Source organism: Arenimonas maotaiensis (assembly GCF_014638745.1).
Classification (GTDB): Bacteria; Pseudomonadota; Gammaproteobacteria; order Xanthomonadales; family Xanthomonadaceae; genus Arenimonas; species Arenimonas maotaiensis.
The window spans coordinates 761,106-782,843 of sequence record NZ_BMFO01000001.1; the positions used below are offsets into that span (position 1 = coordinate 761,106).

Here is a 21,738-nt window from a genome sequence, read left to right on the forward strand (position 1 = left end):
GCTCTTGGTAAACACCCATTTTTAAGGCACCACCCCGGTTCTTGCAACTTTTTTCGGTTCCGGCGCATCTATACTAGGCATCTGAAACGGAAAGGAAGCGCCGTGAAATCCCCGCTGCTCGTGTTCGCCCTATGCGCCCTATTCCTGCTGCTGTCCACCGGCGGCACGCCGCAGGCCCCGGTCCGCTTCAAATTGAACGCCGAAAGCACGGCGGCGGGCGCCGGCGCGCCCCCGACCGCCGCGGTCTCCAAAGCCAAGAGCAGCCGGCTGCCGCGCTGGCACCGGGTCATCCCCGGCATGTTCCGCTAAGCCAGGCAGGGCAGATCGATCGCGAAGCGGGCGCCGCCGAGCTCCTGCGAACGGTCGACCGACAGCGTGCCGTGGTAGGACCTGACGATGTCCTGCACGATGGCCATGCCGATGCCGTGGCCCTGCACGCGCTCGTCGCCGCGCACGCCGCGCTGCAGGATGCGGCCGATGTCCTCCGGCGCGATGCCCGGGCCGTCGTCCTCGACGCAGATGTGCAGGCCCGGACGCTTGGCGCCGGGCTCGTATACCGGACGCACGGTCAACAGCACGCGGCGGGCGGCCCATTTGAAGGCGTTCTCCAGGAAATTGCCGAGCAGCTCCTGCAGGTCGCCGGCCTCGCCGGAAAACTGCGATTTGGGGTCGATCTCGAATTCGCAGTACACGCCCTTGGCGCGGTGGATCTTCTCCAGGCTGGCGACGATGCTCTCGGCGTGCGGCAGCACGTCGATCGGGGCCGAATACAGCGCGTGTCCGGCGCGCGCGGCGCGTGACAGCTGGTAGGACACGATGTCGTTCATGCGTTGCAGCTGGGTATAGACCTCGCGCTTGAACTGGGCCGGATCGTCGCCGTTGTCGATCTGCGACTGCAGCACCGCCAGCGGCGTCTTCAGGCTGTGCGCCAGGTCGGCCAAGGTGTTGCGGCTCATTTCCAGGTTGCCGCGCTCGCTGTCGAGCAGGGCGTTGATGCTGCCGGCGATCGGGCCGAGCTCGGTCGGATAGCGCCGGCCCAGGCGCGCCTGCCGGCCCGACTGCAGCGCCTGCATCTCGGACTCCAGAACCCGCAGCGGCTGCAGGCTCCAGCGCAGGATGGCGATCTGCACCAGCACCAGCAGAACGCCGGCGATGCCGAGATAGCCCCACAGCGTGCGCCGGTATTCGGCGATCTGCTTGAATATCTCCTCTTCGCTTTCGTAGATGTGCAGGGTCAGCACCCGCGGGCCGCTCTTGGTCTCGAACCGGAGCGTATCGGTATAGCGGTAGGCGTTGATGCGGATGTCTTCGCCGATCGGCAGCGGCAGCGGGCCGTCGAATTCGGGCGCGTCGCCGACCTCGCGGGCCGGCAACGCCGGCAGGCTGAACAGCGCCACCGACTGCGACTGCCAGTTGACGCCCTCGCCCTGGATCTGGGCGTACAGGCCGCTGCGGAATTCGTTGAAGCGCGCGTCGGGCGCCTTGTCGAGCGCGGCCGGCAGCAGGCGCCCGCGCCGGTCGAAGCCGACCTTGTTCCAATAGGCGTCGGCGTGGCGCGCCATGCGCGCCTCCATGTTGTCGACCAGCGAGTTGCGGAAAGCCTGGTCGAGCGCCATCCCGGTCAGGCCGAGGAAGGCGATCAGGCCGAGGCTGGCGGCGATCAGTTGCCGCGCGTGCAGCGACAGGGCCCGGCGCATCGGGAACATGGCGCGGGCGCCGGGCTTATTCGTTGCGCGGGATGGCGAAGCGGTAACCGCGGCCGCGGACGGTCTCGATCGGCTTCAGCGTGCCGTCCGGGTCGAGCTTCTTGCGCAGGCGGCCGACGAACACTTCGAGCACGTTGGAATCGCGGTCGAAATCCTGCTGGTAGATGTGTTCGGTCAGGTCGGCTTTGGACACCAGTTCGCCGGCGTGCAGCATCAGGTATTCCAGCACCTTGTACTCGTAGCTGGTCAGGTCGGTCGGGGCATCATTGATGGTGACCTTCTGCGCCGCCAGATCGAGCTTGACCGGGCCGCACTCGAGCGAGGGCTTGCTCCAGCCGGCGGCGCGGCGCAGCAGCGCGTTGATGCGCGCCAGCAGTTCTTCCACGTGGAACGGCTTGACCAGGTAATCGTCGGCGCCGTACTTCAGGCCTTCGACCTTGTCCTGCCAGCTGGAACGCGCGGTCAGGATCAGGATCGGGAATTTCTGGCCGGCGTCGCGCAGGCCGCGCACCACGTCCATGCCCGAGAGCTTGGGCAGGCCGAGGTCGATCACCGCCAGGTCGAACGGCACTTCGCGGCCGTGGAACAGGGCCTCTTCGCCGTCGCTGGCGGTATCCACGGCGAACCCTTCGCGCTTCAGGCGCGCGGCCAAGGTCTCCCGGAGCGGGGCTTCGTCTTCCACTAACAGGATGCGCATGGCTCAAACCTCTCGGGTGTTCGGATACGGGAAAAGAGCGTCACCGGCGCGGATCGGAACCCGCATCGTCGACGTTGACAGTGTCCACGGAACGGCCATTGCCGTCAAATAAACGGCGATCGATGACGATGCGGCCGTTCGGCATGCGCACCTTGATTTGATTGAGCTGGCGGCCTTCGACGGTGACCGGTACCGCGCCGATGACCTTGCCGCCGGTCTGGCGTTCGACCTGACCGAGGGTGACCGGCCGCCGGCTGGAAGAACTGCCGAAGGAGGTCTTGGCGTTCGGGGCATTGCGCACGGGCGGCGCCTGGGTCTGTGCCGCCGGTTGCGCCTGCCGGGCTGCGGCAGGACGCGTCGGCGTCGCCCCCGTGCCGGCGGCATACAGGCCGGCACCGAACGACAACAGAATGATCAGGCGGATCTTCATGGGCGTATGGTAATGCAAACCGGCCGCTAGTTAAATAAAAGTTAGTGTGGCATGGAGCCTATGAATTCCCTCTGAATCGGCCTCAAAACACCTCGCCGACACAGCAGCGCAGGGAGCCGCCGGCCTTTTCCAGCATCGGCATCGGCACCACGTGCAGGGTGAAGCCCCAATCCGCCAGCTGCCCGCGTTGCCCGGCATCCAAGCTGTCATGGGCGCGCTGGCTGAGGAACAGCGCGTCCTCGGCCAGGGTGATGCAGTTGCCGGCGTATTCGGCCTTCTGCCGGGCGTCCAGCCGCAGCGCCTGGCCGCCGTACAGCGCGGCGACGGCTTCCGGCACGCGCGCATCGGCGAAGCCGGAAGACGCGACGGCCACGGCGCGCGAGGCCAGCACGCTGAGCACGACATTGGTGTGGTATTCGCCGTCAGCCAGGTCGAACAGCAAGGTGACGTTCAGGCCGAAGGCCTCGTGCATCGCGCGCGCGCCGGTCTCGTCGCAGCGCTCGCTCAAGCCGCAGAAGCCGATACCGCGGGCGCGGTCGATCACCAGCGAACCGGTCAGCTCGCAGACGCCCGGCTGAAGGCTGAGGTCGATTTCGCGCCGCTCAAGCGTTTGCTTGAAATAGGCGCGGATATCGGCGCGTTCGGCTTCGCGCCGGCGTACCGCGTGCCGCATGTGGCCGACGAGGTAGCGGCCGGGCGCGGTGGCGAACACGTTGTTGGGGAACACCGCGTCCGGCGTGGCGGCATCGCCCGGAAACACGGTGACCGGCAATACCCGGCGCACCGCCGCCTGCAACGCCCGGTGTTCGGCCAGGGCGCAGGCTTCGTCCACCGCCTCGCCCATCGCCATGTAGCGGTTGTCGCGGGCCGATTGTTCGGCCAGGCGGAAGCCATCGGGCGAGACCATGAACACCGCGCGGGCGCAGGTCGGCGCGACGACCGGCAAGCCGGCAGCCAGCGCGATGAAAGAATCGATGTCGCGGGTGATCACATGCGATCTCCGCCGATGCGGGTGGCGGCCAGCGCCTTTTCGATCACCGACCAATCGGCGCCGGGCAACGGCGCCTCCTGGCTGAGTACTTGCCGGAACAAGCGGCCGCCGGGTTGGCCATGGTACAGGCCGAGCAGGCATTTGCTGATGTGCTTGAGCGCCACGCCGCGCTGCAACTGCGCCCGCACATACGGCTCCATCCGCCGCAGCAGCGATTCGCGGTCGGCTTCGGGGGTACCGAACAGCGCGCACTGCATCTGGTGCAGGCGGTACGGCTCATGGTAGGCGGCGCGGCCGATCATCACGCCGTCGACATGCCGGAGGGCCTCATCGCACTGCGCGGTTTCGGTGAGTCCGCCGTTGAGCACGATGCGCAGGTCCGGACGCTCGGCCTTCAGCCGGTACGCCCAGTCGTAACGCAGCGGCGGAATCTCGCGGTTCTCCTTCGGGCTCAGGCCGTTCAGCCAGGCCTTGCGCGCATGCACGATGAACTCCCGGCAGCCGGCGGCGGCCACGGCATCGATGAAGGCGCGGAAATAACCGTAGTCCTCGTGTTCGTCCACGCCGAGCCGGCACTTCACCGTCACCGGCAATCGGGTGGCGCCGCGCATGGCGGCCACGCATTCGGCCACCAGCGCCGGCTCCTTCATCAGGCAAGCGCCGAAGCGGCCGGCCTGCACGCGGTCGGACGGACAGCCGACGTTGAGGTTGATTTCGTCGTAACCGAAGCCTTCGGCGATGCGGCAGGCTTCGGCCAGATGCGCCGGATCGCTGCCGCCCAGCTGCAAGGCCACCGGATGTTCGCTGGCGTCGAAGCCGAGCAGGCGCGGGCGGTCGCCCTGGATCACCGCGCGGGCGTGCACCATCTCGGTGTACAGGCGCGCCTGCGGCGCCAGGATGCGGTGGAACACGCGGCAATGGCTATCTGTCCAGTCCATCATCGGGGCGACGGACAGGCGGATGGAATTCGGATAATCGGTCATGCGGTATGGTTCATTTGCGCCAGTTGAGCGCGGCCGAAGTCTGCTCGCGCTGGTCGGATTGTTCGGATTCGACGGTGATGTCGAGGCCTTTCTGCAGCAGGTACTTCAGCGTGATGACCTGACCGATGCCGAGCAGCGACACGCCGTAGCTGACGAAGAACTTGGGCGACAGCTGCTTGCCGATAGTCAGTGTCGAGCCGCCGAGCGCGCGCGAATCGCTGATCGAGGCCTGGTCCAGGCCGATCTGCCGGCCGAGCGTGCCGACCAGCACCGAGCCACCGGCGTTCAGCGCCATCGAGCGGGCGTTGATGGAGTTGGCCTGGCCGGCGCTGACCTGGGTGATCGGACGCCCGAACAGCAGCCAGGACAGCGCGTCGGAATCGGACATGGCCGGATTGGACACCACGCGCGTGCGCGGCCGCGAGGCCAGGCCGGTGATCTCCAGGCCGACGGTGATGTTGGCGTCCTCGATCACGCGCTCGGTCAATACGTCCAGGCGCGGCTCGTACACCGGGCTGTTGTTGTAGGCGATGTTGCCGCGCTTGATCTGCAGCGCCTGACCGTAGGCGGCGTAACGGCCGCCCAGGTTGAGGGTGCCGGTCAGCCGGGTCGGCGCGTCGTGCGGACTGTTCACCGCGACCTTGCCGCTGACCGTGCCGTCCAGTCCGTAGCCGGTGACGCGCACCTTATCGCTGGCACTGACCTGAAGTTTCAGGCCGAGCTTGAGCAGGTCGGCAGCGGTCTTCTCCGGCACTGGATCGACCACCGTCACGTCGGCGGACACGGTGACGCCGGTGCTGATCTTCTCCAGATTGACCAGACCTTCGGTCAGCGCGATGTCGCCGGCCAGGCTGTACACGCCGCCGGTGTAACCGAGCAACAGGTCGGTGTCGGCGGTCAGCTGCAGGTCGGGCGTGTCGGCCAGGTCGATGCCGCGGCCGCGCAGACGCAGGTCGATCGGCTGCGGCAATTGGTCGGCCGGGTCCCAGACGCCGGTCACCGTCAAGCGGCCCTCGCCGGAACGGATCGAGCCCTTGACCAGCATCGCCAGGTTGTCGCGGCTGGTAGCGGTAATCTGGCCGTCGCTCAATTTCAAACCAAGCGCGGGAATCTGCACGCTGAAATCCTGCAGGCGGTAGGCGCCGTTGATCAGCGGTTCGGCGCGCGTGCCGGCCACCGTGACCTCGCCGGCAATGCGGCCGGTCGGCTGGGCCAGATCGAGCGAGAACAGTTCCAGCCAATCCAGGCGATTGACCTGCAAGCGCAATTTGCCGGACAGCGGCGAGGCGTCCTCGAAACCGGCGGCCAATTCGCCGTCGATGAAGCCGTCCTGCGGCAAGCGCGCGCTGATCCGGCCGTTGAAACGCCGGCCGAGCCATTCGGCGTCCACGCGCACATCGTCCAGGCGCGCCACGTCGGCGCCGTTGCCGGATTTGACGCCGATGCCGAGGCTGGGCACGCGCAGCTCGGCGAAACCGCCGGCGGCCAGCGCGAAATCCTTGGGCAATTCACCGGTCAGGGAGGCCATGCCACGGTAGGTGAACTCCCGGCCGGCGTTGTTGAGCCAGGGTTCGAGTAGGACCAACGGGAAATCCCGGCCGTCCAAGGCGATGCGGCCGCCCATGTCCTGCGCGCACAGGCGCGCGCTGCCGGATGCATTGGCCAAGCAGAACGGGCTGAAAGCGTAACCCGCCGCCGGGAAGCGCAACTGCATCGGCGCAGCCAACTGCCATTGGCCGAACGCGTCGCCATTCAATCGCACGCTCTGCAGCGCCACGCGCGGTTCGGTTTCCGACCACTGCAAACGGCCGTCGGCGTCCAAGGCATAGGTACCGGCGCGCGCCATCACGCGCAGACCGGCATCGGCCGGGCGACCACGCATCTCGGCACGCAGCGACTGCAGCGTCTGGCCGTCGAACGCCAGCTCGTCGGCCTCGAGCACTGTCAGCGCGCCGGTCACGGTGTCGCCCTGCAGGCGCAGCGCGCCGATGCGATAACCGAACGCCGACAATCCGCTACCGCGCAGATCGACCCGGTAATCCGGCAGGCGCGGATCGCCTTCCAGATGCGCCGTGCCCTCGATGCGGCCGCGCCAGTCGGGATGCAAATCGTCGAGCACCAGCGGCTGCAACGCGGCATCGACCCGGATCCGCGCGCCGCCCTCGCCTTTCAGACGCAAGCGCGAGCCGCCGATGCCCAGGTCGGCTTCGCCGTCCACGGCCATGCCGGTAAAGCGCAGATCGGCCTTGCCGGTCAAGGCGCGGCCGCGCAGGCTGCCGCCGAGCCGGTCGATGCGCAATGCGCCACGCCAGTCCTTGCCGGTCTCGCCGATGGCCGAAGCCTGGATGTCGGCATCGACCGCGCCGGGGAATGCGGCATGGAAATAACCTGGATCGAAACGGCGCAGGCCGCCCTCGAACGCGAACTCCAGACGCGGCGACCAGACCGCTTTCAGGCGCCCGTTCAAGCCGCCTTGCGCGGTTTCCACCGTCAGCGTCGGCAACTCGGCCGAGGACTTGCCACCCGTGCCTTGGAAACGGACTTTCGCGCTCTCGGCGGCGCGAGCCAAGCGCGCATCGCCGCGCACCTGCCACTTCGCGAGACTGCCGGACCACTGCGCCTCGCCGCTGAGTTTGACCGGCGTGCCGCCGGCTTCGCCGTCGGCCAACGGTAATGGATAATCGCGCACCTGCAGCGTGATGCCGTCGCTGGCGAAATCGCCGCTGTCGGCGAAGCTGCCGGTGGCGCGGAAACGGCCGCCGCCGAACAGCAGCTGCAGTTCCTCCAACACGATGCGCCCCTCGGCGCGCGCGATGCGCGAGGGCTCGATCACCAGCGTCTGCCCGTCGCGGCTGAGCTCGCCGGCGACCTGGGCATGGCCGCTGCCGCCGGAGGCCGCCAACTGCGCGCGGTACACGCTGTCGTCGACGAAGCCGAGCCGACGCGGCTCGAACGCTTCGGTGCTGGCGCTGAGGAACCAGAACGGCTTGCCGTCGCGCTCGGTGAGTTGCCATTCCAATCGGGCCGGTTCCGGCATCGCGCCGTCCAGCGCCAGGCGGAAGCGCGTGGCGTTGCCGTCGGCGCGCAGGCGCAGCGATTGCGGCGTGTCGCCGGTATCCAGGCGCACGCGTCCGGACAGCGCCGTGTCGTACTGGCGGTTCGGCCGGTAATGGCCTTGGAACTCGATCAGGCCGTGTTCGGACACCGCCTGCAGGCCGGGAATGCGCAGATGGCCGGGCTGCAGATCGAAGCCGCCGGTGACCGACTTCAGCGCATACAGCGGCGTGTCCTGTTCGAACAGCTGCAAATCGGAAACCTGCAGGCTGTCGACCCGCACGCCGAGCGGCAAATCGAGCGCCGGCAGGCTGTCCGGCCAACGCGGGAACTCAAACGGCGTATCGTCCTTGGCCAGATGGAGGCGCACGCGCCGGGCGCGCAGCAGCTCGATGTTGAGGTTGCGCACCAGCAGCGGGCTGAGCGCGGCACGGATCTCCAGACTGCCGGCCTCGAAGCGCTGCGTGGCGTCGCGGTAGCGGATGCGTTCGAAACGCAGGCCGTCGAGGATGCGGCCGTCGACCCGCTGCCAGCTCAGGCTGGCGCCGGCCGGCAACTGCCCTTGCAGTCGCGCCAGCGCGAAATCGCGGCCGGATTCGGTGCGCAGCAGCCATTGCAAGAGCATGACGCACGCCAGCAGCAGGAGCAGCGGCAACCACAGCCAACGCAGGAGGCGACGCACGTTCACAGGTCGGGCCCGATGGCGAAGTGGATGCCGATGCCGGGCTTGGGCCCGTCGAAGCCGTAGGCCAGGTCGAAGCGCACCGGTCCGATCGGCGAGCGCCAGCGCGCGCCGGCGCCGATGCCGAGATGGGCGCTGGGCTTGCGGTCGAAGGCGTCGCCGACGTCGATGAAGCCGGCCACCGCCCACTCGGGATTCAGCCGATACTCGTATTCGGCGCTGGCCACCGCGAGATAGCGGCCGCCGAAGTTGTAGCTACCGATGTACTGGCCGATTTCCTTGTAGCCGTAGCCGCGCACGCTCTGGTCGCCGCCGGCGTAGTAGCGCAGCGACGGCGGGAACAGCGCGTAATCCGGCGTCCAGATCGCGCCCAGTTCGGCGCGCAGCAGCAAGCGGTTGCCGTTATCCAGGCCGAGCACGCGTTTGTGCTTGACGCCGGCCTGCACGAACGGCGACTTGGATTCGCTGAACTCGTAGCCGGTGCGCAGCTGGTAGTGCCAGGCGCGGCCGTCGCGCGGGTAGTTGGGATCGTCGCTGTCGCGCCAGACCGCATTGAACTCCGGATACAGCACCGAGGTGTACAGGTCGAACGGCACGTTCTGGTCGACGTCGGGAATGAATTCGTCGAAACGCTCGCGGCGGACGTTGACGCTGGCCAGCAGCTCCCACTTGCGGATCTGGCCGCTGCGGCTGAACACCGCCTCCAGATAGCGGCTGTTGGAACCGGTGTATTCCTCGTTGCGCGCGACCAGGCCGATGCCGTACCAGCCGTCCAGCCACTGGAAGGCCGGGATGCGGTACAGCGTGGTGAAACTCTGCTCGTTCTGCGCCCAGGCGGCGTTGGCGTCCAGCTTGTGGCCGCGGCGGTTGATCCAGCGCCGCTCGACGCCGTACTCGACGCCGAAGCCGGTCTTGGTGCCGAAACGCGCGCTGGCGTGCTGGTTGGTGCGCTGGGCGCGGGTCAGGTTGACCAGGATCGGCACTTCGCCGTCCTGCTTGGCCGACAACTCCGGCACGATCTGAATCGAGCTGAAGTAATCCAGCTTGCCGAGCGACTCCTGCAGGCGGTTGATCTGCGGCTGCGAATACGGCTTGCCGCGCTCGAAATCGACCAGCTTGTCGAGCAGGCCGGGCTCGAAGCCGTGGCCTTCGAAACGCACCGCGCCGTAGCGGTAACGCGGACCGCTGTCCCAGGCCAGGTCGATGTCGGCGGCGCCGGCGGCGCGGGTCACGCGCACCGCGTGCACGGTGTTGCGTTGGTCGAAATAGCCGCGGTCGAGCAGGGCTTGGCCGATGGCGGCCTTGTTGTCCTCGTAGATGCCGTGCACGAACGGCTGGCCCTCGGCTGGCTCGAAGCCCTCCAGCCAGAAGCCGATGAAGCGATCGCCGCCGGCCGCGCCGTCCATGCGCAGGTTGCGTTGGCGCACGGTCACCGGCGAACCGGGCGCCACGTCCAGCACCAGACGCACGGCCTCGCCCTCGCGTTCCAGCCGGCTGCTGACCTTAGCGCCGTAATAGCCCAGCGGCTCCAGGCTATCTTCCACCTGCCGGTTGATGTTGCCGACGTAATAGGCCAAGCGCCCCTCGCTGATCTCGACCGCCTTGTCGCCAGCCTCTGGCAATGCGATGGCGGCGCGCACATGCGCCTCCAGCAGCGGATCGAGGCCGTTGATCCGCATCGGCAGCAATTGCGTGGCCTGCGCGGGAAAGGCGCAGAGTCCGAGCAGAAGGAGGATGAGCGGCCGCATACCGCATTTTACGGGCCGTTGCGCGCCAACGGCAAGCGCGTTCACGGCCGGATCGGCGCGGGGTACAGGCGGCCTTCCCGTTTCGGCCGGAAGCACGGCAGGCGCTGGAAAAAATCCGGGTGACCGTGTTCGGGATGCCAACCCGGCACGCCACTGAGCGGAATCGGGCGCAGTTCCTGCGGATCGTTCAGACACAAGCCGGCGCTCACATGCGCCGCCAACAACGCATCCAGCTGCGCCGCGTCCATCGGCGCCGGATGCGCAATCACCAGCGCCTTGGCCACCAGGGCGATGGCCGGCGTCAACGCGTGTTCCATCAGCGCGTGACCGAACACCCAGCATTGCAACGCGCCGCGGCGCTCGGCCGCCTGCCAGCCACGGAACAGCGTCGGCCAGTCGTGCGCGTCCCAGGCCGACAGCAGGCGTTCATCATCCAGTCGGACAATCGCGCCGGCTTCGTCGAAATGGGTCATCGCGCTTTGGCCGCGGGTGCGTCGGCTGGCGCCGACGCGCGCCAGATCTTCGACCTGGCGCCGGTTCAATGCGGCCTTCAGCGCCGGGAAGCGCATCCAGACGAAGGCATTGAACAGGTCGTGCCAATTGTCGCCGCGGGTCGCGATCAGGCCGTGGTCATGGATTCGGCGCTCGTAATGCAGGCCGTCATCGAGCGTTTCCTGCGCCGTGAAACGCAGGCGCACGCCGGCATCCGACAGCGGCGCCGACCATAGCGCGTTCAGGTCGTCGATGCCGGGCCAGTGCGGCTGGACGCAGAGACCGCGTTGGGTCTCGGTCAATCCGTCGAAGGCCGGATGCGCGAACAGCGACGCCGGTACCTCGGCGCGTGCGGGCGCCCGATAACGCATGCGGCGCTCAGTGCCGGCGGGCGGCGTTCAGCGCCAGGGCCTGCACCGCCGCCGGAATCTCCGCCGGCGCGGCCACCGTGCGCATGCGCTCGGGATCGCCGACGAAATCGTCGTGGTGCTCGAGCGCCCAAGTCAGCGGATACGGCATGTGCACGGCGGAACCGCCGATGTGCAGCACCGGCGCGATGTCCGAACGCAGGGAATTGCCGACCATCAGGAACTGCTCCGGCGCCAGGCCGAACTCGGACAGCACGCGCCGGTAGGTGGCGGGATCCTTCTCGGACACGATCTCGATGCGGCCGAACAGCTCCGACAGGCCGGACTTGGCGACCTTGCTTTCCTGATGGAACAGATCACCCTTGGTGATCAGCACCACCTGGTGCTCGCGGGCGACCTCGGCCACCGCCGGCGCGATGCCGTCCAGCAGCTCGACCGGGTGCGACAGCACCTCCTTGCCCAGATTCATGATCTCGTGCAGGTGGCGGGCGCTGATGCGCTCGCCGGTCAAGGCGATGGCGGTCTCCAGCATCGACAGGGTCATGCCCTTGGCGCCGTAGCCGAACACCTTGATGTTGACGCGCTCGACCTCGAGCAGGCGATCGTGCACGTTGGCGTTGTCCAGGTCGAGGTAATGGCCGAGAATGCGCTCGAAGTGGGCATGCACCTCGCGGTAGAAGCCTTCGCTGTGCCAGAGCGTGTCGTCGGCGTCGAATCCCACCAGTTTCAGCATGGCCTTGCCCTCGGTTCGTGTCGGCGTATTGTAGCGCGCCGGCTCAGCCCGGTTCGCGCCACAGGCGGGCGCCGAGGAAGATCAGCCGCAGCTGCTGCACGAAATGTTCGACCAGCTCGCGTTCGTCCTGCTGCCGGCCGGCCGGCAGGTCGAGGATGTCGGTGGCGGCGTTCAGCATGGTGCTGACCACCAGGCTGCAGATCAGCTCGATGGTCTGGCCGGACAGGCCGGGCACGGTGCCGAGCTCGCGCATGTCGTGCGCCATCTCGTGCACGAAATGCTCCTCCTCGCGGCGGATGGCCTTGCGGATCACCGGCGAGCCGCCGCTGCGTTCGCCGACGATGAACGCGAACATCAGCCGGTTCTGCTCCAGGTAGCGCTTATAGACCAGCACCGAGTTGTGCAGCATGTCCTTGGGCGGAAAACCGCTGCGGCGCGCTTCGCGCAGCAACCGGCGCAGGGTCACGCCGCCCTCCTCCACCAGCGCCAGGCCGAGCTCGTCCATGTCCTTGAAATGGCGGTAGAACGAGGCCGGCACCACGCCGATCTCGCGGGTCACCTCGCGCAGGCTGAGCGAGGTGAAGCCCCGGCCCTGGCCGACCAGCGTCAGCGCCGCCTGCATCAACTGCTGGCGCGTGTGCTGCTTGCGGGCGTCGCGGCGGTTGCCGGACGCGGTGAGGGCGGGCGGATGGCTGGACACGTCGGCGTTCCCAAGGAGTGAACCCAGTATAAACACCGCCGGCCCCGGCGCAACGCGAAATTGACTTTCTCGGGTATTTTAGTGAACATGTGTTCACTTATAATTCCCGCAACGACATGACTGCCTCCACCGCCGCATTCTGGCAAATCCCCTGGCTGAAGCCGCTGAACGACGTCGAGGCCTGGAACCGCGTGCTGCAGCTCGCCAACCGGACCTGGTCGCTGACTGAAGTCCGCGCCCGCGTGCTATCGGTGGTGCGCGAGTGCGCCGATGCGGTCAGCCTGCACCTGAAGCCGAACGGCCGGTTCAAGGGCTTCGTGCCCGGCCAATACCTGAGCCTGACCCTGCCCTGCAACGGCGTGCTGAAATCACGCAGCTTCAGTCTTTCCAAGGCCCCCGCACGCGACGGCAGCCTGCGCCTGACCATCCGCATCAAGCACGACGGCAGCGTATCCAAGGCCGCCGCGGAACTGAAGGCCGGCGACGTGGTGACCATCGGCCAAGCCATGGGTGAGTTCACCCTGCCGGAACCGGAGCGCGGCGTGTTGCTGCTCTCGGCCGGCAGCGGCATCACCCCGATGATGGCGATGCTGCAGGACTGGGCCGGCCGCGGCAAGCGTCCGGACGTGGTGCTGGTGCACAGCTGCCGGCATGCGTCCGACTGGATTTTCCGGGAAGAACTGCAAACACTCGTTCACCGATGGCCGGAACTGCGTGTACATAGCCGCTTCAGCGCCCGCGACGGCCGCCTGCACACCGACGACTTGGCGGCGCTGGTGCCGGATTACGCCGAACGCGACACCCTGCTGTGCGGGCCGGAAGGCTTCATGGCCGACATCGCCGGCCACTACCGCGCGCACGGCCTCTCGGCACGCCTGAAACAGGAGCACTTCCAGGCCTTCAAGACCGAGATCCGCCCGGATGCGCCGGAATACCGCGTATTCGGCGCCGACGGCCAAGCCGCATTCACCGCCCGCAACGGCCAGAACCTGTTGGAGGCGGCCGAACGGCAGGGCCTGAACCCGGCGCACGGCTGCCGGCGCGGCATCTGCATGACCTGCACCTGCCGCAAGCTCGGCGGCACCGTACACAACCAATTGACCGACACCCTGTCCGGCGACGGCGACGAGTGGATCCAGCTCTGCGTCTCGACCCCGGTCAGCGACCTGCATCTGGAGATGACCCCGTGAACCGACCCGACCTCAGCCCTGAACAGCTGGACGCCTTCCGCCAGGAGCTCGACCAACTGCGCGCCGACACCTTGGCCGACCTCGGCGAAACCGACGCGCGCTACATCCGCCGCGTGCGCGCCGCCGTGCAGGGCAGTGCCATCGCCGGCCGCGGCCTGCTGATGTTCGGTGTCGGTCCGGTCAGCTGGATCGCCGGCATCGCCGCGCTGGCGCACGCCAAGATCCTGGAGAACATGGAGCTCGGGCACAACATCCTGCACGGCCAGTACGACTGGATGAACGACCCCAGCCTGCATTCGCGCACCTATTCCTGGGACATGGCCTGCGCGCCCGAGAACTGGCGCAAGGCGCACAACATCGAGCACCACAACCACACCAACATCCTGGGCAAGGACGAGGACTACGGCTACGGCATGTTCCGCCTCGACCCGAAGCAGCGCTGGAAGCCGTCCTACCTGATCCAGCCGCTGAGCTACCTGATGCTGGCCGCCAACTTCCAGTGGGGCATCGCCATCCAGGACCTGAAGCTGGGCCGCTGGCTGAAGGGCCGGGTCAGCACCCGGCGCATGCGCGTGCTGGCCAAGCCGTTCCTGAAGAAGGCCGGCTCGCAGGTGTTCAAGGACTACGTGCTGTTCCCGGCGCTGGCGTTCTGGCAGTTCCCGCGCGTGCTGCTCGGCAATCTGATCGCCAACGGCATCCGCAACGTCTGGACCAACGCGGTGATCTTCTGCGGCCACTTCACCGCCGACGCCCAACTGTTCACCATCCGCGAGACCCGCGACGAATGCCGCGGCGGCTGGTATCTGCGGCAGATCTTGGGTTCCAGCAACCTGGAAGGCGGCCGCTGGTTCCACATGCTGACCGGCAACCTCAGCCACCAGATCGAGCACCACCTGTTCCCGGACATGCCGGCGCGGCGCTACGCCGAAATCGCGCCGAAGGTGCGCGCGATCTGCGAAAAATACGGCGTGCATTACAACACCGGCGGCTTCTGGAAGCAGTACGGCAGCGTGATGTGGCGCATCCTGCGCCACGCCTTCCCGTCGAAGCGGCAGGCCGCACCGGCGGCCTGAGCCTCGCTCAGTCGCCCGGTTTGCGGTACAGGTGCACGAAGCGGTCGGTGCGGCCGCGGATGGCCGGATCGAAGGCGCTCAGGCTGCGGTCATCAGCCGGATTGCGCAGCACCGGAATCGCCGCGGTCCATTCCAGGCCGTAGCGCCGCAATTCGGTGATGACGAACTTCTCCTCGATGCGGTGCAGGCTTTTGGTGTCCTGCGTGCCCGTGCCGTCCTTGGCCGAATGGTCGACCACCAGCAGATGCGCGCCGGGCTTGAGCGCGGCCACCAGCTGGCCGAGGAACACCCGGTCGTTGATGGCCGGCCAACCGTGTTCGGGATCGGCGTAATACAGATCATGCAGCGACAGATTGATCAGCGCGCCGTCCAGACTGGCCGGCTCCAGGCCGAGGTCGTCGTTTGCAATCAACCGGTACTCCACGTTCGGCAACCGGCCGTCGGCCAGGCGCGTCTCGAACGAACGTTGCACGAAGCGCTCATATGGCGCGTTGTTGAGCAGCAGCACCTTGCCCTTCCTGCCGACCACGCCGGCCAGGATTTCGCTGTAATACCCGCCGCCGCCGAATACGTCGGCCACGGTCATGCCGCGCTCGAAACCGGCCAAGGCCAGCACCTGCTGCGGTTTCTCGCGCAGGTCGCGCTCGCGGTCGGCGGCGCTGCGCGCCGGATCATTCAACGCATCGGCGATGCGGCCATTGGCGCCGGCGGCCACCGGCTGGGACAGTGCCAGCAGCACGAGGGCGCCGGTCAGGAACGAAGAGACGTTGGGCATGGCAGGACTCCGGAATTTCGCACAGCATACGGACATCACGCCATGCCGGCATCTGCCGGAAGTCATTGGCCGGCTCAGAGCGACACGATGCCCTTCAGATAGCGCCGGGCGCGGCCGGAAACCGACACGCCCTCGGCGTCGAGCGCGCAATACAGCAGGCCGGTGCGGGCCGAGACCTGTTGGGCGGTAAGGTGCATCCGGCCCAGACGCGCGGCCCAGAACGGCATCAAGCCGGCATGAATGGAACCGGTCACCGGATCCTCGTAGCCGCCATTGGCCGGCCAGAAATAGCGCGAGACGAAATCGACGCCGTCGGCGTCGCCGGCCGCAGTCACGCACACGTCGCGCGGCGCCACGCGGGTCAGCAAGGCGGCGTCGGGCCGCAATGCGCGCACCTGCGCGGCGCTTTCATACACTGCGATCCAGGCCTGCTCGTTGGCCCAGACTTCCGCCGGCGCAGCGCCCAGGCCGGCCAGCAGATCGGCCGGCGGGTCGGCCACCGGCTGCGGCGCGCGGTTCGGGAAACGCATGCCGATCAGGCCGTCGCCGGATTCGGTGACGGTGATGTCGCCGACCGCCTTGGCATGGAACACCAACGGCTGCGCGCGCCCCAGCTCGTGCATCAGCACGAAGGCGCTGGCCAGCGTGGCATGGCCGCAGAACGGGATTTCGCTGATCGGCGAGAACCAGCGGATGTGGAAGCGACCGTCGGCCTGGTGAACCAGGAACGCGGTTTCCGACAGATTGTTCTCGGCCGCGATGGACTGCATCAGCGCGTCCGGCAGCCATTCCACCAAAGGCACCACCGCCGCCGGATTGCCGGTGAACGGCTTGTCGGCGAAGGCGTCGACGATGTACATCGCGTAGTTCATGGTTCCCCCCGGAACGCGGCCGCCGCCGAAATCGGCTTATTTGACCGGCGTGAACTTCAGCGGACCGGTGTAGCCGGCCCACGGCGTGGACGCATCGGTCTTGGCGACCACGCTGGTTTCGGCGCCGGTCTGGCCGTTCTGCTCGACGGCGACCAGGATTTCCGGCATGAAGTAGTTGATGAAGAAGGTGGCGTTCTTGCGGATCACCGGATTGACCTTCAAGGTCACGGTCTGGCCCGGCTCGATGCGGAACGCCATGATGCCCTCGTTGAAATAGGCGCCCTTATTGAGGATCTTCTCCGGCGAGAACGCCGTGCTCGGGATCAGGCCGATGCCGGTGATCTTGTAGTCGCCGGCCGGCAGTTCGACGGTCTGCTGCGTGCCGTAGCGGGTGAAGTTGGGGATATCGAAGTTGATGAAGCGCTTGTTGACCATGGTGAACACCACCAGGCCGTCCTTCGCGCCCCACTCCAGGCCGCCGGATTCCAGCTGCGCCTTGATCTTGGGCTTGAGCTCGATTTCGCTGTTGAAGGCGGCGATGTCGACGGTGAGCTTGCCGGTTTCCTGGGCGGCGGCGAGGCCGGCGCACAGCAGCAGGGCGGCGGCGGAGAAGGCACGGAGCATGGAGCGCATAAATCCCCTGAGATGTTATCGGATGAAAAAGCCCCGGCATGCCGGGGCGGTCGAGGCAACTTTAGCAAGCGCCGGCACGGCCGTCCAGCGCCGGCGGAATCACAGCAGGGCGCGGCTGCCGTCCACGAAACGGTCGAGCGCGACGCGCAGTTCCGGCAGCTGCTTCTCGTCGCCGTAGGCGTACAGGAACACCAGGCGGCCGTTCAGCACGGTGACCGCGCCGACGCAGGAAATCACCGCCTGCTGGACGCCATCCGCGGTCTGCACGCTCATCGGCACGCGCAGGGTGAAGCGCAGCGAACCGGGGTCGTTGCCGTACACCTGCGGCTTGCCGATTTCGCCATAGTTCACTTCCATCTGGGAGCCGGCGACCTCGCTGAGACGCTCGTTGGCCTTGGCGCTGTCGGCCTTGATCAGCTCGTTGGTGTCCAGCAGGCCCATGGTCTTGGCGATCTCGACGCGGCCGGCCTGCCAGTCCGCGGCGCTGATCTCGGCGTTCTCGATCGAACGCATGACCTGCACCTGGAAACCCGGTCGGCGCAGTTTATCGGCCTTGCCAGCCAGCATGTCGCGGTAGTCGCTTTCGGCGATGAAGTATTCCACCAGGCGGTTGCTTTCCGGCAGCGCGGCGGCGGTGATGTCGTACAACGGACGCACCGTCAGACTGGTGCGTATGTAGCCGTTCGGCACGGAGACCTTGACCTGCTTGCCGCCCACGTCGAGCGGAACGACCTGGTCGGCGGAGGCGAAGGTGGAGTACGCCAGCAGGGCGACGGCGGCGAGAAGTCGGAACGGATGGCGCATGGAATTTCCCCGGTTTGTCGTATGGATGGAATCAGGCACAGTATGCCATTAAAACAAAAAGCCGCCCGAAGGCGGCTTTCCGGTCAGCAAGGACGGCTCAGCCGCATTTGCTGTAACCGCAGTTCAGACAGGTCTGGCAGCCGTCCATCAGCACGAGCGCCTTGGTGCTGCACTTGTGGCACATGGTGGCGGTGGGAGGAAAAGAGGCTCCCTCGCCGGACTGCGATGCCGCCTCGTCGGCGCTGGAGCGCCCGGCATCCACGGCGAGGTCGCCCTCAGGAGAGACTGCTTTTTTTTTAGTGCGGTTCTCGTAGGCCGCACGTTTTTCGGCGATCAGCGCGCGCTGCGCGTCGCTGAGCTCCGGATCCACGATCATGCCGATGGATTTCAGGTGCTCCTCCACCACCGAGCCGATCTCGGCCACGATGGAAGGCATGTACACGCCGCCGGCCTTGAAGTAGCCGCCGCGCGGGTCGAACACCGCCTTCATCTCCTCCACCAGGAAGGTCACGTCGCCGCCCTTGCGGAACACGGCGCTCATGATGCGGGTGATGGCGACCACCCACTGGAAGTGGTCCATGTTCTTGGAGTTGATGAACACCTCGAACGGGCGGCGCAGCTCGTGGTCGGTGCCCGGGTTGAGCACGATGTCGTTGATGGTCACGTACATGGCGTGCTCCACCAGCGGCGACTTGATCTTGTAGGTGGCGCCGACCAGCGATTCCGGGCGCTCGACCTTCTCGTGCATGTGGATGATCTCGGCGCCCAGCACGGCCGGCGCGGCGCTCACCGGGGCGGCGGCCGCGGTTTCGGCGGCGGCTTTGTCTTCGGGCTTCTGCACGCTGTAGGATTTGATTTTTTTTGTAATTTTGATGGCCATTACTGCTCTGACTCCTGGGTATTCGTGATTCGGACGGCGCGCGCGGCCGGAGCCGCGCGGCGCGGATTACTTGCCGGCGGACTTCTTCGCCGATTTCTTGGCGGCTTTCTTCGCCGCCGGTTTCTTGCTGACGGCTTTCTTGGCTGCCGGTTTTTTGGCGGGCGCCTTCTTGGCCGCGGCCTTTTTCACGGTGGCTTTCTTGGCCGCCGCTTTCTTGGCTGGTGCCTTCTTGGCCGCGGCGGCTTTCTTCTCGAGCTTGGCCTTCACCGACGCGATGGCGTTCTTGACCGCCTTGGCCGCCGCGGAACGCTCGGCCTGGGTGATCGCCTGCTTGACCGCCTTGCCGGCATCGGAACGCTCGGCCTTGGCGATGGCCTGCTTCACCGCCTTGGCGGCGTCGGAACGCTCGGCCTTGGCGATGGCCTGTTTGACCACCGGCGCGGCCTTGCGGCCGATCGCGGCGGCGGCTTTTTTGGCCTCCGCCTGCACCTTCTTCACCGCACCCTGCACCGCACTTCCGGACTTCTTCGTTGCCATCGCATCACCCCCCGTCGGGATTCTAGGAACTTGCCGTGGAACCGCTCAGAACTTGCCGTAGTAACCTTCTTTCAGGGCGTCGAACAGGTTGGCGGCGGTGTGCATCTCGCCGTCGTATTCGATTTCCTCGTTGCCCTTGACCTCGACCACGGAACCGTCCTCGAGCTCGAAGCGGTAGGTGGTGTTCTCCAGGTCGGACTCCTTGACCAGCACGCCCTGGAAGGCGGCCGGGTTGAAGCGGAACGTGGTGCAGCCCTTCAGGCCCTGCTGGTGGGCGTAGGTGTAGATGTCCTTGAAGTCCTCGTACGGATAGTTGGTCGGCACGTTGGCGGTCTTCGAGATCGAGGAGTCGATCCACTTCTGCGAGGCGGCCTGGATGTCGACGTGCTCCTTCGGCGAGATGTCGTCGGCGGCCACGAAGTACTCCGGCAACGCGGCTTCCGGATCGGCGCTGTAGGGCATCGCCTTGGCGTTGACCAGCTCGCGGTAGGCCAACAGCTCGTAGCTGTAGACTTCCACTTTTTCCTTGGACTTCTTGCCTTCGCGGATCACGTTGCGGCTGTAGTGGTGCGCGAAGCTCGGTTCGATGCCGTTGGAGGCGTTGTTGGCCAGCGACAGCGAGATGGTGCCGGTCGGCGCGATCGAGCTGTGGTGGGTGAAGCGCGAGCCCTTCTCGGCCAGCTGCGCCACCAGTTCCGGCGCCACCGTGGCCACGCGCTGCATGTAGCGCGAGTACTTGGCGTGCAGCACGCGGCCCTTGATCTTCTGGCCGACCTTCCAGCCGTCGGCCTTCATTTCCGGACGTTTGCGCAGCATCTCGGCGGTGACCTTGAAGTCCTCGTCCATGATCGGCGCCGGGCCCTTCTCTTCGGCCAGCGCCAAGCCTACTTCCCAGCCGGCCAGCGCCATCTCGCGCGAGACCTGCTCGGTGAATTCCAGACTCTGCTCGGAACCGTATTTCATGCGCAACATGGTCAGCGTGCTGCCCAGGCCCAAAAAGCCCATGCCGTGGCGGCGCTTGCGCATGATTTCGTTGCGCTGCTGCTCCAGCGGCAGGCCGTTGATCTCGACCACGTTGTCGAGCATGCGGGTGAACACACGCACCACTTCCTTGTATTCGTCCCAGTCGAACGCGGCCTGGTCGGTGAACGGATGGCGCACGAACAGGGTCAGGTTGACCGAACCCAGCAGGCAGGCGCCGTACGGCGGCAACGGCTGCTCGCCGCAGGGGTTGGTGGCGCGGATGTTCTCGCACCACCAGTTGTTGTTCATCTCGTTGACGCGGTCGATCAGGATGAAGCCGGGCTCGGCGAAATCGTAGGTCGAGGCCATGATCCGGTTCCACAGCTGGCGGGCGCGGATATGGCCGTAGATCTTGCAGGCCACCAGGCCGTCGTCGCGGGTGACGTAGCCGGCGGTCACCGGCCAGTCGCGCCAGACCACCTTGGCGGCATCGTTCAGGTCGATGTCGCCCTGCTCCTTGACGCTGACCGGGAACACCAGCGGCCAGTCGGCGTCCTTGGCCACCGCGTCCATGAAGCCGTCGGTGATCAGCAGGCTGAGGTTGAACTGGCGCAGTCGGCCGTCCTCGCGCTTGGCGCCGATGAATTCCTTGACGTCCGGGTGCGAGACGTCGAAGGTGCCCATCTGCGCGCCGCGGCGGCCGCCGGCCGAGGACACGGTGAAGCACATCTTGTCGTAGATATCCATGAACGACAGCGGGCCGGAGGTGTGCGCGCCGGCGCCGGACACGTACGCGCCGCGCGGACGCAGGGTGGAGAATTCGTAGCCGATGCCGCAACCGGCCTTCAGGGTCAGGCCGGCTTCATGCACCTTGTCCAGGATGCCGTCCATCGAATCGGGGATGGTGCCGGACACGGTGCAGTTGATGGTGCTGGTGGCCGGCTTGTGTTCCAGCGCGCCGGCGTTGGAGGTGATGCGGCCGGCGGGAATCGCCCCGCGGCGAAGCGCCCACAGGAAGCGCTCGTTCCAATAGGCCTGACGCTCGGCGTCCGGCTCGGCGTCCGACAGCGCCTTGGCGACGCGGCGGTAGGTGTCGTCGATGGTCAGGTCGACCGGGGTGCCGTTCTTCGCCTTCAGGCGGTACTTCTTGTCCCAGATGTCCAAGGAGGCCGGCTGCAGCGGCAAGGCGTCGGTGTTCGGGGCGGGCACGCTTGCGGGAACGGCTTCCAGGCGGGGTGTACTCATGAGTTGCTTATCTCCCTGATAATTCGATGGATTCCAGCACATCTGTGCCGCCCCGTACTACATATTGGGGTTTATCGTTTTAAAAACACAAGATGTTGTGTTTCCTCTGCGTACATTAAACACCTGTCGGAGGCCTGTCAACCGGAAAATTGTCACCCCGTGTCAATTCATATTGCTTTAAT

At 66.7% G+C, this 21,738-nt stretch carries 20 protein-coding genes; 3 read left to right on the forward strand and 17 right to left on the reverse strand.

Going from position 1 to position 21,738, the window contains the following annotated elements:
- Window positions 1-102 precede the first annotated feature (102 nt).
- Window positions 103-309, forward strand: a complete 207-nt coding sequence (locus tag IEV56_RS03695; protein WP_188447840.1) for a hypothetical protein — start codon at window positions 103-105, stop codon at window positions 307-309.
- On the opposite strand, the gene IEV56_RS03700 is transcribed toward IEV56_RS03695, so the two are convergent.
- The 10 genes from IEV56_RS03700 to fabR all read right to left on the reverse strand — a co-directional run bounded on the left by IEV56_RS03700 (window position 306) and on the right by fabR (window position 12,584).
- The gene (locus IEV56_RS03700) at window positions 306-1,706 is read right to left on the reverse strand and encodes an ATP-binding protein (RefSeq protein WP_188447842.1); all 1,401 of its coding nucleotides are present in this window, start codon (window positions 1,704-1,706) and stop codon (window positions 306-308) included. The two genes, IEV56_RS03695 and IEV56_RS03700, sit on opposite strands and share 4 nt — an antisense overlap.
- A gap of 16 nt (window positions 1,707-1,722) precedes the next feature.
- A complete protein-coding gene (locus IEV56_RS03705; protein ID WP_188447845.1) occupies window positions 1,723-2,403 on the reverse strand; it encodes a response regulator transcription factor in 681 nt (226 codons plus the stop codon).
- Between the two features lie 40 nt (window positions 2,404-2,443).
- Window positions 2,444-2,833: a hypothetical protein gene (locus IEV56_RS03710; protein WP_188447847.1), complete on the reverse strand. Its 390-nt coding sequence runs from the start codon at window positions 2,831-2,833 to the stop codon at window positions 2,444-2,446.
- An 82-nt stretch (window positions 2,834-2,915) separates the two neighbouring features.
- Window positions 2,916-3,824, reverse strand: coding sequence for an arginine deiminase-related protein (locus IEV56_RS03715; protein WP_229730154.1), 909 nt, complete (start codon window positions 3,822-3,824; stop codon window positions 2,916-2,918).
- Window positions 3,821-4,807 (reverse strand): tRNA dihydrouridine(20/20a) synthase DusA, encoded by a 987-nt coding sequence (gene dusA / locus IEV56_RS03720; RefSeq protein ID WP_188447849.1) that lies wholly within the window; start codon window positions 4,805-4,807, stop codon window positions 3,821-3,823. The genes IEV56_RS03715 and dusA overlap by 4 nt, the downstream gene beginning before the upstream one ends.
- Before the next feature lie 10 nt (window positions 4,808-4,817).
- Entirely contained in the window at window positions 4,818-8,543 is a 3,726-nt protein-coding gene (locus IEV56_RS03725) for a translocation/assembly module TamB domain-containing protein (RefSeq protein WP_188447851.1), read from the reverse strand.
- A gap of 2 nt (window positions 8,544-8,545) precedes the next feature.
- Window positions 8,546-10,291, reverse strand: coding sequence for an autotransporter assembly complex protein TamA (locus IEV56_RS03730; RefSeq protein ID WP_188447853.1), 1,746 nt, complete (start codon window positions 10,289-10,291; stop codon window positions 8,546-8,548).
- A gap of 41 nt (window positions 10,292-10,332) precedes the next feature.
- Window positions 10,333-11,154 (reverse strand): DUF3025 domain-containing protein, encoded by an 822-nt coding sequence (locus IEV56_RS03735; RefSeq protein WP_188447855.1) that lies wholly within the window; start codon window positions 11,152-11,154, stop codon window positions 10,333-10,335.
- Window positions 11,155-11,161: 7 nt separating this feature from the next.
- Window positions 11,162-11,884, reverse strand: a complete 723-nt coding sequence (locus tag IEV56_RS03740) for an HAD family hydrolase (RefSeq protein ID WP_188447856.1) — start codon at window positions 11,882-11,884, stop codon at window positions 11,162-11,164.
- 43 nt (window positions 11,885-11,927) lie between these two features.
- Window positions 11,928-12,584 carry an HTH-type transcriptional repressor FabR gene (gene fabR, locus IEV56_RS03745; RefSeq protein ID WP_229730155.1) on the reverse strand — a complete coding sequence of 219 codons (657 nt, stop codon included), beginning with the start codon at window positions 12,582-12,584 and terminating at the stop codon, window positions 11,928-11,930.
- A 116-nt stretch (window positions 12,585-12,700) separates the two neighbouring features.
- On the opposite strand from fabR, the gene IEV56_RS03750 reads away from it, so the two are divergent.
- Together IEV56_RS03750 and IEV56_RS03755 are read left to right on the forward strand one after the other, a co-directional pair.
- Entirely contained in the window at window positions 12,701-13,774 is a 1,074-nt protein-coding gene (locus IEV56_RS03750) for a ferredoxin reductase (protein ID WP_188447858.1), read from the forward strand.
- Window positions 13,771-14,847: a fatty acid desaturase family protein gene (locus tag IEV56_RS03755; RefSeq protein ID WP_188447860.1), complete on the forward strand. Its 1,077-nt coding sequence runs from the start codon at window positions 13,771-13,773 to the stop codon at window positions 14,845-14,847. Before IEV56_RS03750 ends, IEV56_RS03755 begins: the two co-directional genes overlap by 4 nt.
- A gap of 7 nt (window positions 14,848-14,854) precedes the next feature.
- On the opposite strand, the gene IEV56_RS03760 is transcribed toward IEV56_RS03755, so the two are convergent.
- The 7 genes from IEV56_RS03760 to IEV56_RS03790 all read right to left on the reverse strand — a co-directional run bounded on the left by IEV56_RS03760 (window position 14,855) and on the right by IEV56_RS03790 (window position 21,556).
- Window positions 14,855-15,622, reverse strand: coding sequence for a class I SAM-dependent methyltransferase (locus IEV56_RS03760; protein ID WP_188447862.1), 768 nt, complete (start codon window positions 15,620-15,622; stop codon window positions 14,855-14,857).
- 74 nt (window positions 15,623-15,696) lie between these two features.
- On the reverse strand, window positions 15,697-16,494 hold the full coding sequence (locus IEV56_RS03765) for a PhzF family phenazine biosynthesis protein (RefSeq protein WP_188447864.1): 798 nt from the start codon (window positions 16,492-16,494) through the stop codon (window positions 15,697-15,699).
- Window positions 16,495-16,530: 36 nt separating this feature from the next.
- Window positions 16,531-17,118 (reverse strand): hypothetical protein, encoded by a 588-nt coding sequence (locus IEV56_RS03770; protein WP_188447866.1) that lies wholly within the window; start codon window positions 17,116-17,118, stop codon window positions 16,531-16,533.
- A 108-nt stretch (window positions 17,119-17,226) separates the two neighbouring features.
- Window positions 17,227-17,931: a hypothetical protein gene (locus IEV56_RS03775; RefSeq protein ID WP_188447868.1), complete on the reverse strand. Its 705-nt coding sequence runs from the start codon at window positions 17,929-17,931 to the stop codon at window positions 17,227-17,229.
- 97 nt (window positions 17,932-18,028) lie between these two features.
- Window positions 18,029-18,811 carry a TSCPD domain-containing protein gene (locus IEV56_RS03780; RefSeq protein ID WP_188447870.1) on the reverse strand — a complete coding sequence of 261 codons (783 nt, stop codon included), beginning with the start codon at window positions 18,809-18,811 and terminating at the stop codon, window positions 18,029-18,031.
- 66 nt (window positions 18,812-18,877) lie between these two features.
- A complete protein-coding gene (locus IEV56_RS03785; RefSeq protein ID WP_188447872.1) occupies window positions 18,878-19,348 on the reverse strand; it encodes a hypothetical protein in 471 nt (156 codons plus the stop codon).
- A gap of 45 nt (window positions 19,349-19,393) precedes the next feature.
- Complete coding sequence (locus IEV56_RS03790) at window positions 19,394-21,556, reverse strand: adenosylcobalamin-dependent ribonucleoside-diphosphate reductase (protein ID WP_229730156.1); 2,163 nt, start codon at window positions 21,554-21,556, stop codon at window positions 19,394-19,396.
- Between the last annotated feature and the right edge of the window lie 182 nt (window positions 21,557-21,738).

What these genes read in the sequence shown, in the direction of transcription:
- IEV56_RS03700 (WP_188447842.1), bottom strand. Translation starts at nt 1,706, where the DNA reads ATGTTCCCGATGCGCCGGGCCCTGTCGCTGCACGCGCGGCAACTGATC.
- IEV56_RS03705 (WP_188447845.1), bottom strand. Translation starts at nt 2,403, where the DNA reads ATGCGCATCCTGTTAGTGGAAGACGAAGCCCCGCTCCGGGAGACCTTG.
- IEV56_RS03710 (WP_188447847.1), bottom strand. Translation starts at nt 2,833, where the DNA reads ATGAAGATCCGCCTGATCATTCTGTTGTCGTTCGGTGCCGGCCTGTAT.
- dusA (WP_188447849.1), bottom strand. Translation starts at nt 4,807, where the DNA reads ATGACCGATTATCCGAATTCCATCCGCCTGTCCGTCGCCCCGATGATG.
- IEV56_RS03730 (WP_188447853.1), bottom strand. Translation starts at nt 10,291, where the DNA reads ATGCGGCCGCTCATCCTCCTTCTGCTCGGACTCTGCGCCTTTCCCGCG.
- IEV56_RS03735 (WP_188447855.1), bottom strand. Translation starts at nt 11,154, where the DNA reads ATGCGTTATCGGGCGCCCGCACGCGCCGAGGTACCGGCGTCGCTGTTC.
- IEV56_RS03740 (WP_188447856.1), bottom strand. Translation starts at nt 11,884, where the DNA reads ATGCTGAAACTGGTGGGATTCGACGCCGACGACACGCTCTGGCACAGC.
- IEV56_RS03750 (WP_188447858.1), top strand. Translation starts at nt 12,701, where the DNA reads ATGACTGCCTCCACCGCCGCATTCTGGCAAATCCCCTGGCTGAAGCCG.
- IEV56_RS03760 (WP_188447862.1), bottom strand. Translation starts at nt 15,622, where the DNA reads ATGCCCAACGTCTCTTCGTTCCTGACCGGCGCCCTCGTGCTGCTGGCA.
- IEV56_RS03765 (WP_188447864.1), bottom strand. Translation starts at nt 16,494, where the DNA reads ATGAACTACGCGATGTACATCGTCGACGCCTTCGCCGACAAGCCGTTC.
- IEV56_RS03770 (WP_188447866.1), bottom strand. Translation starts at nt 17,118, where the DNA reads ATGCTCCGTGCCTTCTCCGCCGCCGCCCTGCTGCTGTGCGCCGGCCTC.
- IEV56_RS03775 (WP_188447868.1), bottom strand. Translation starts at nt 17,931, where the DNA reads ATGCGCCATCCGTTCCGACTTCTCGCCGCCGTCGCCCTGCTGGCGTAC.
- IEV56_RS03780 (WP_188447870.1), bottom strand. Translation starts at nt 18,811, where the DNA reads ATGGCCATCAAAATTACAAAAAAAATCAAATCCTACAGCGTGCAGAAG.
- IEV56_RS03785 (WP_188447872.1), bottom strand. Translation starts at nt 19,348, where the DNA reads ATGGCAACGAAGAAGTCCGGAAGTGCGGTGCAGGGTGCGGTGAAGAAG.
- IEV56_RS03790 (WP_229730156.1), bottom strand. Translation starts at nt 21,556, where the DNA reads ATGAGTACACCCCGCCTGGAAGCCGTTCCCGCAAGCGTGCCCGCCCCG.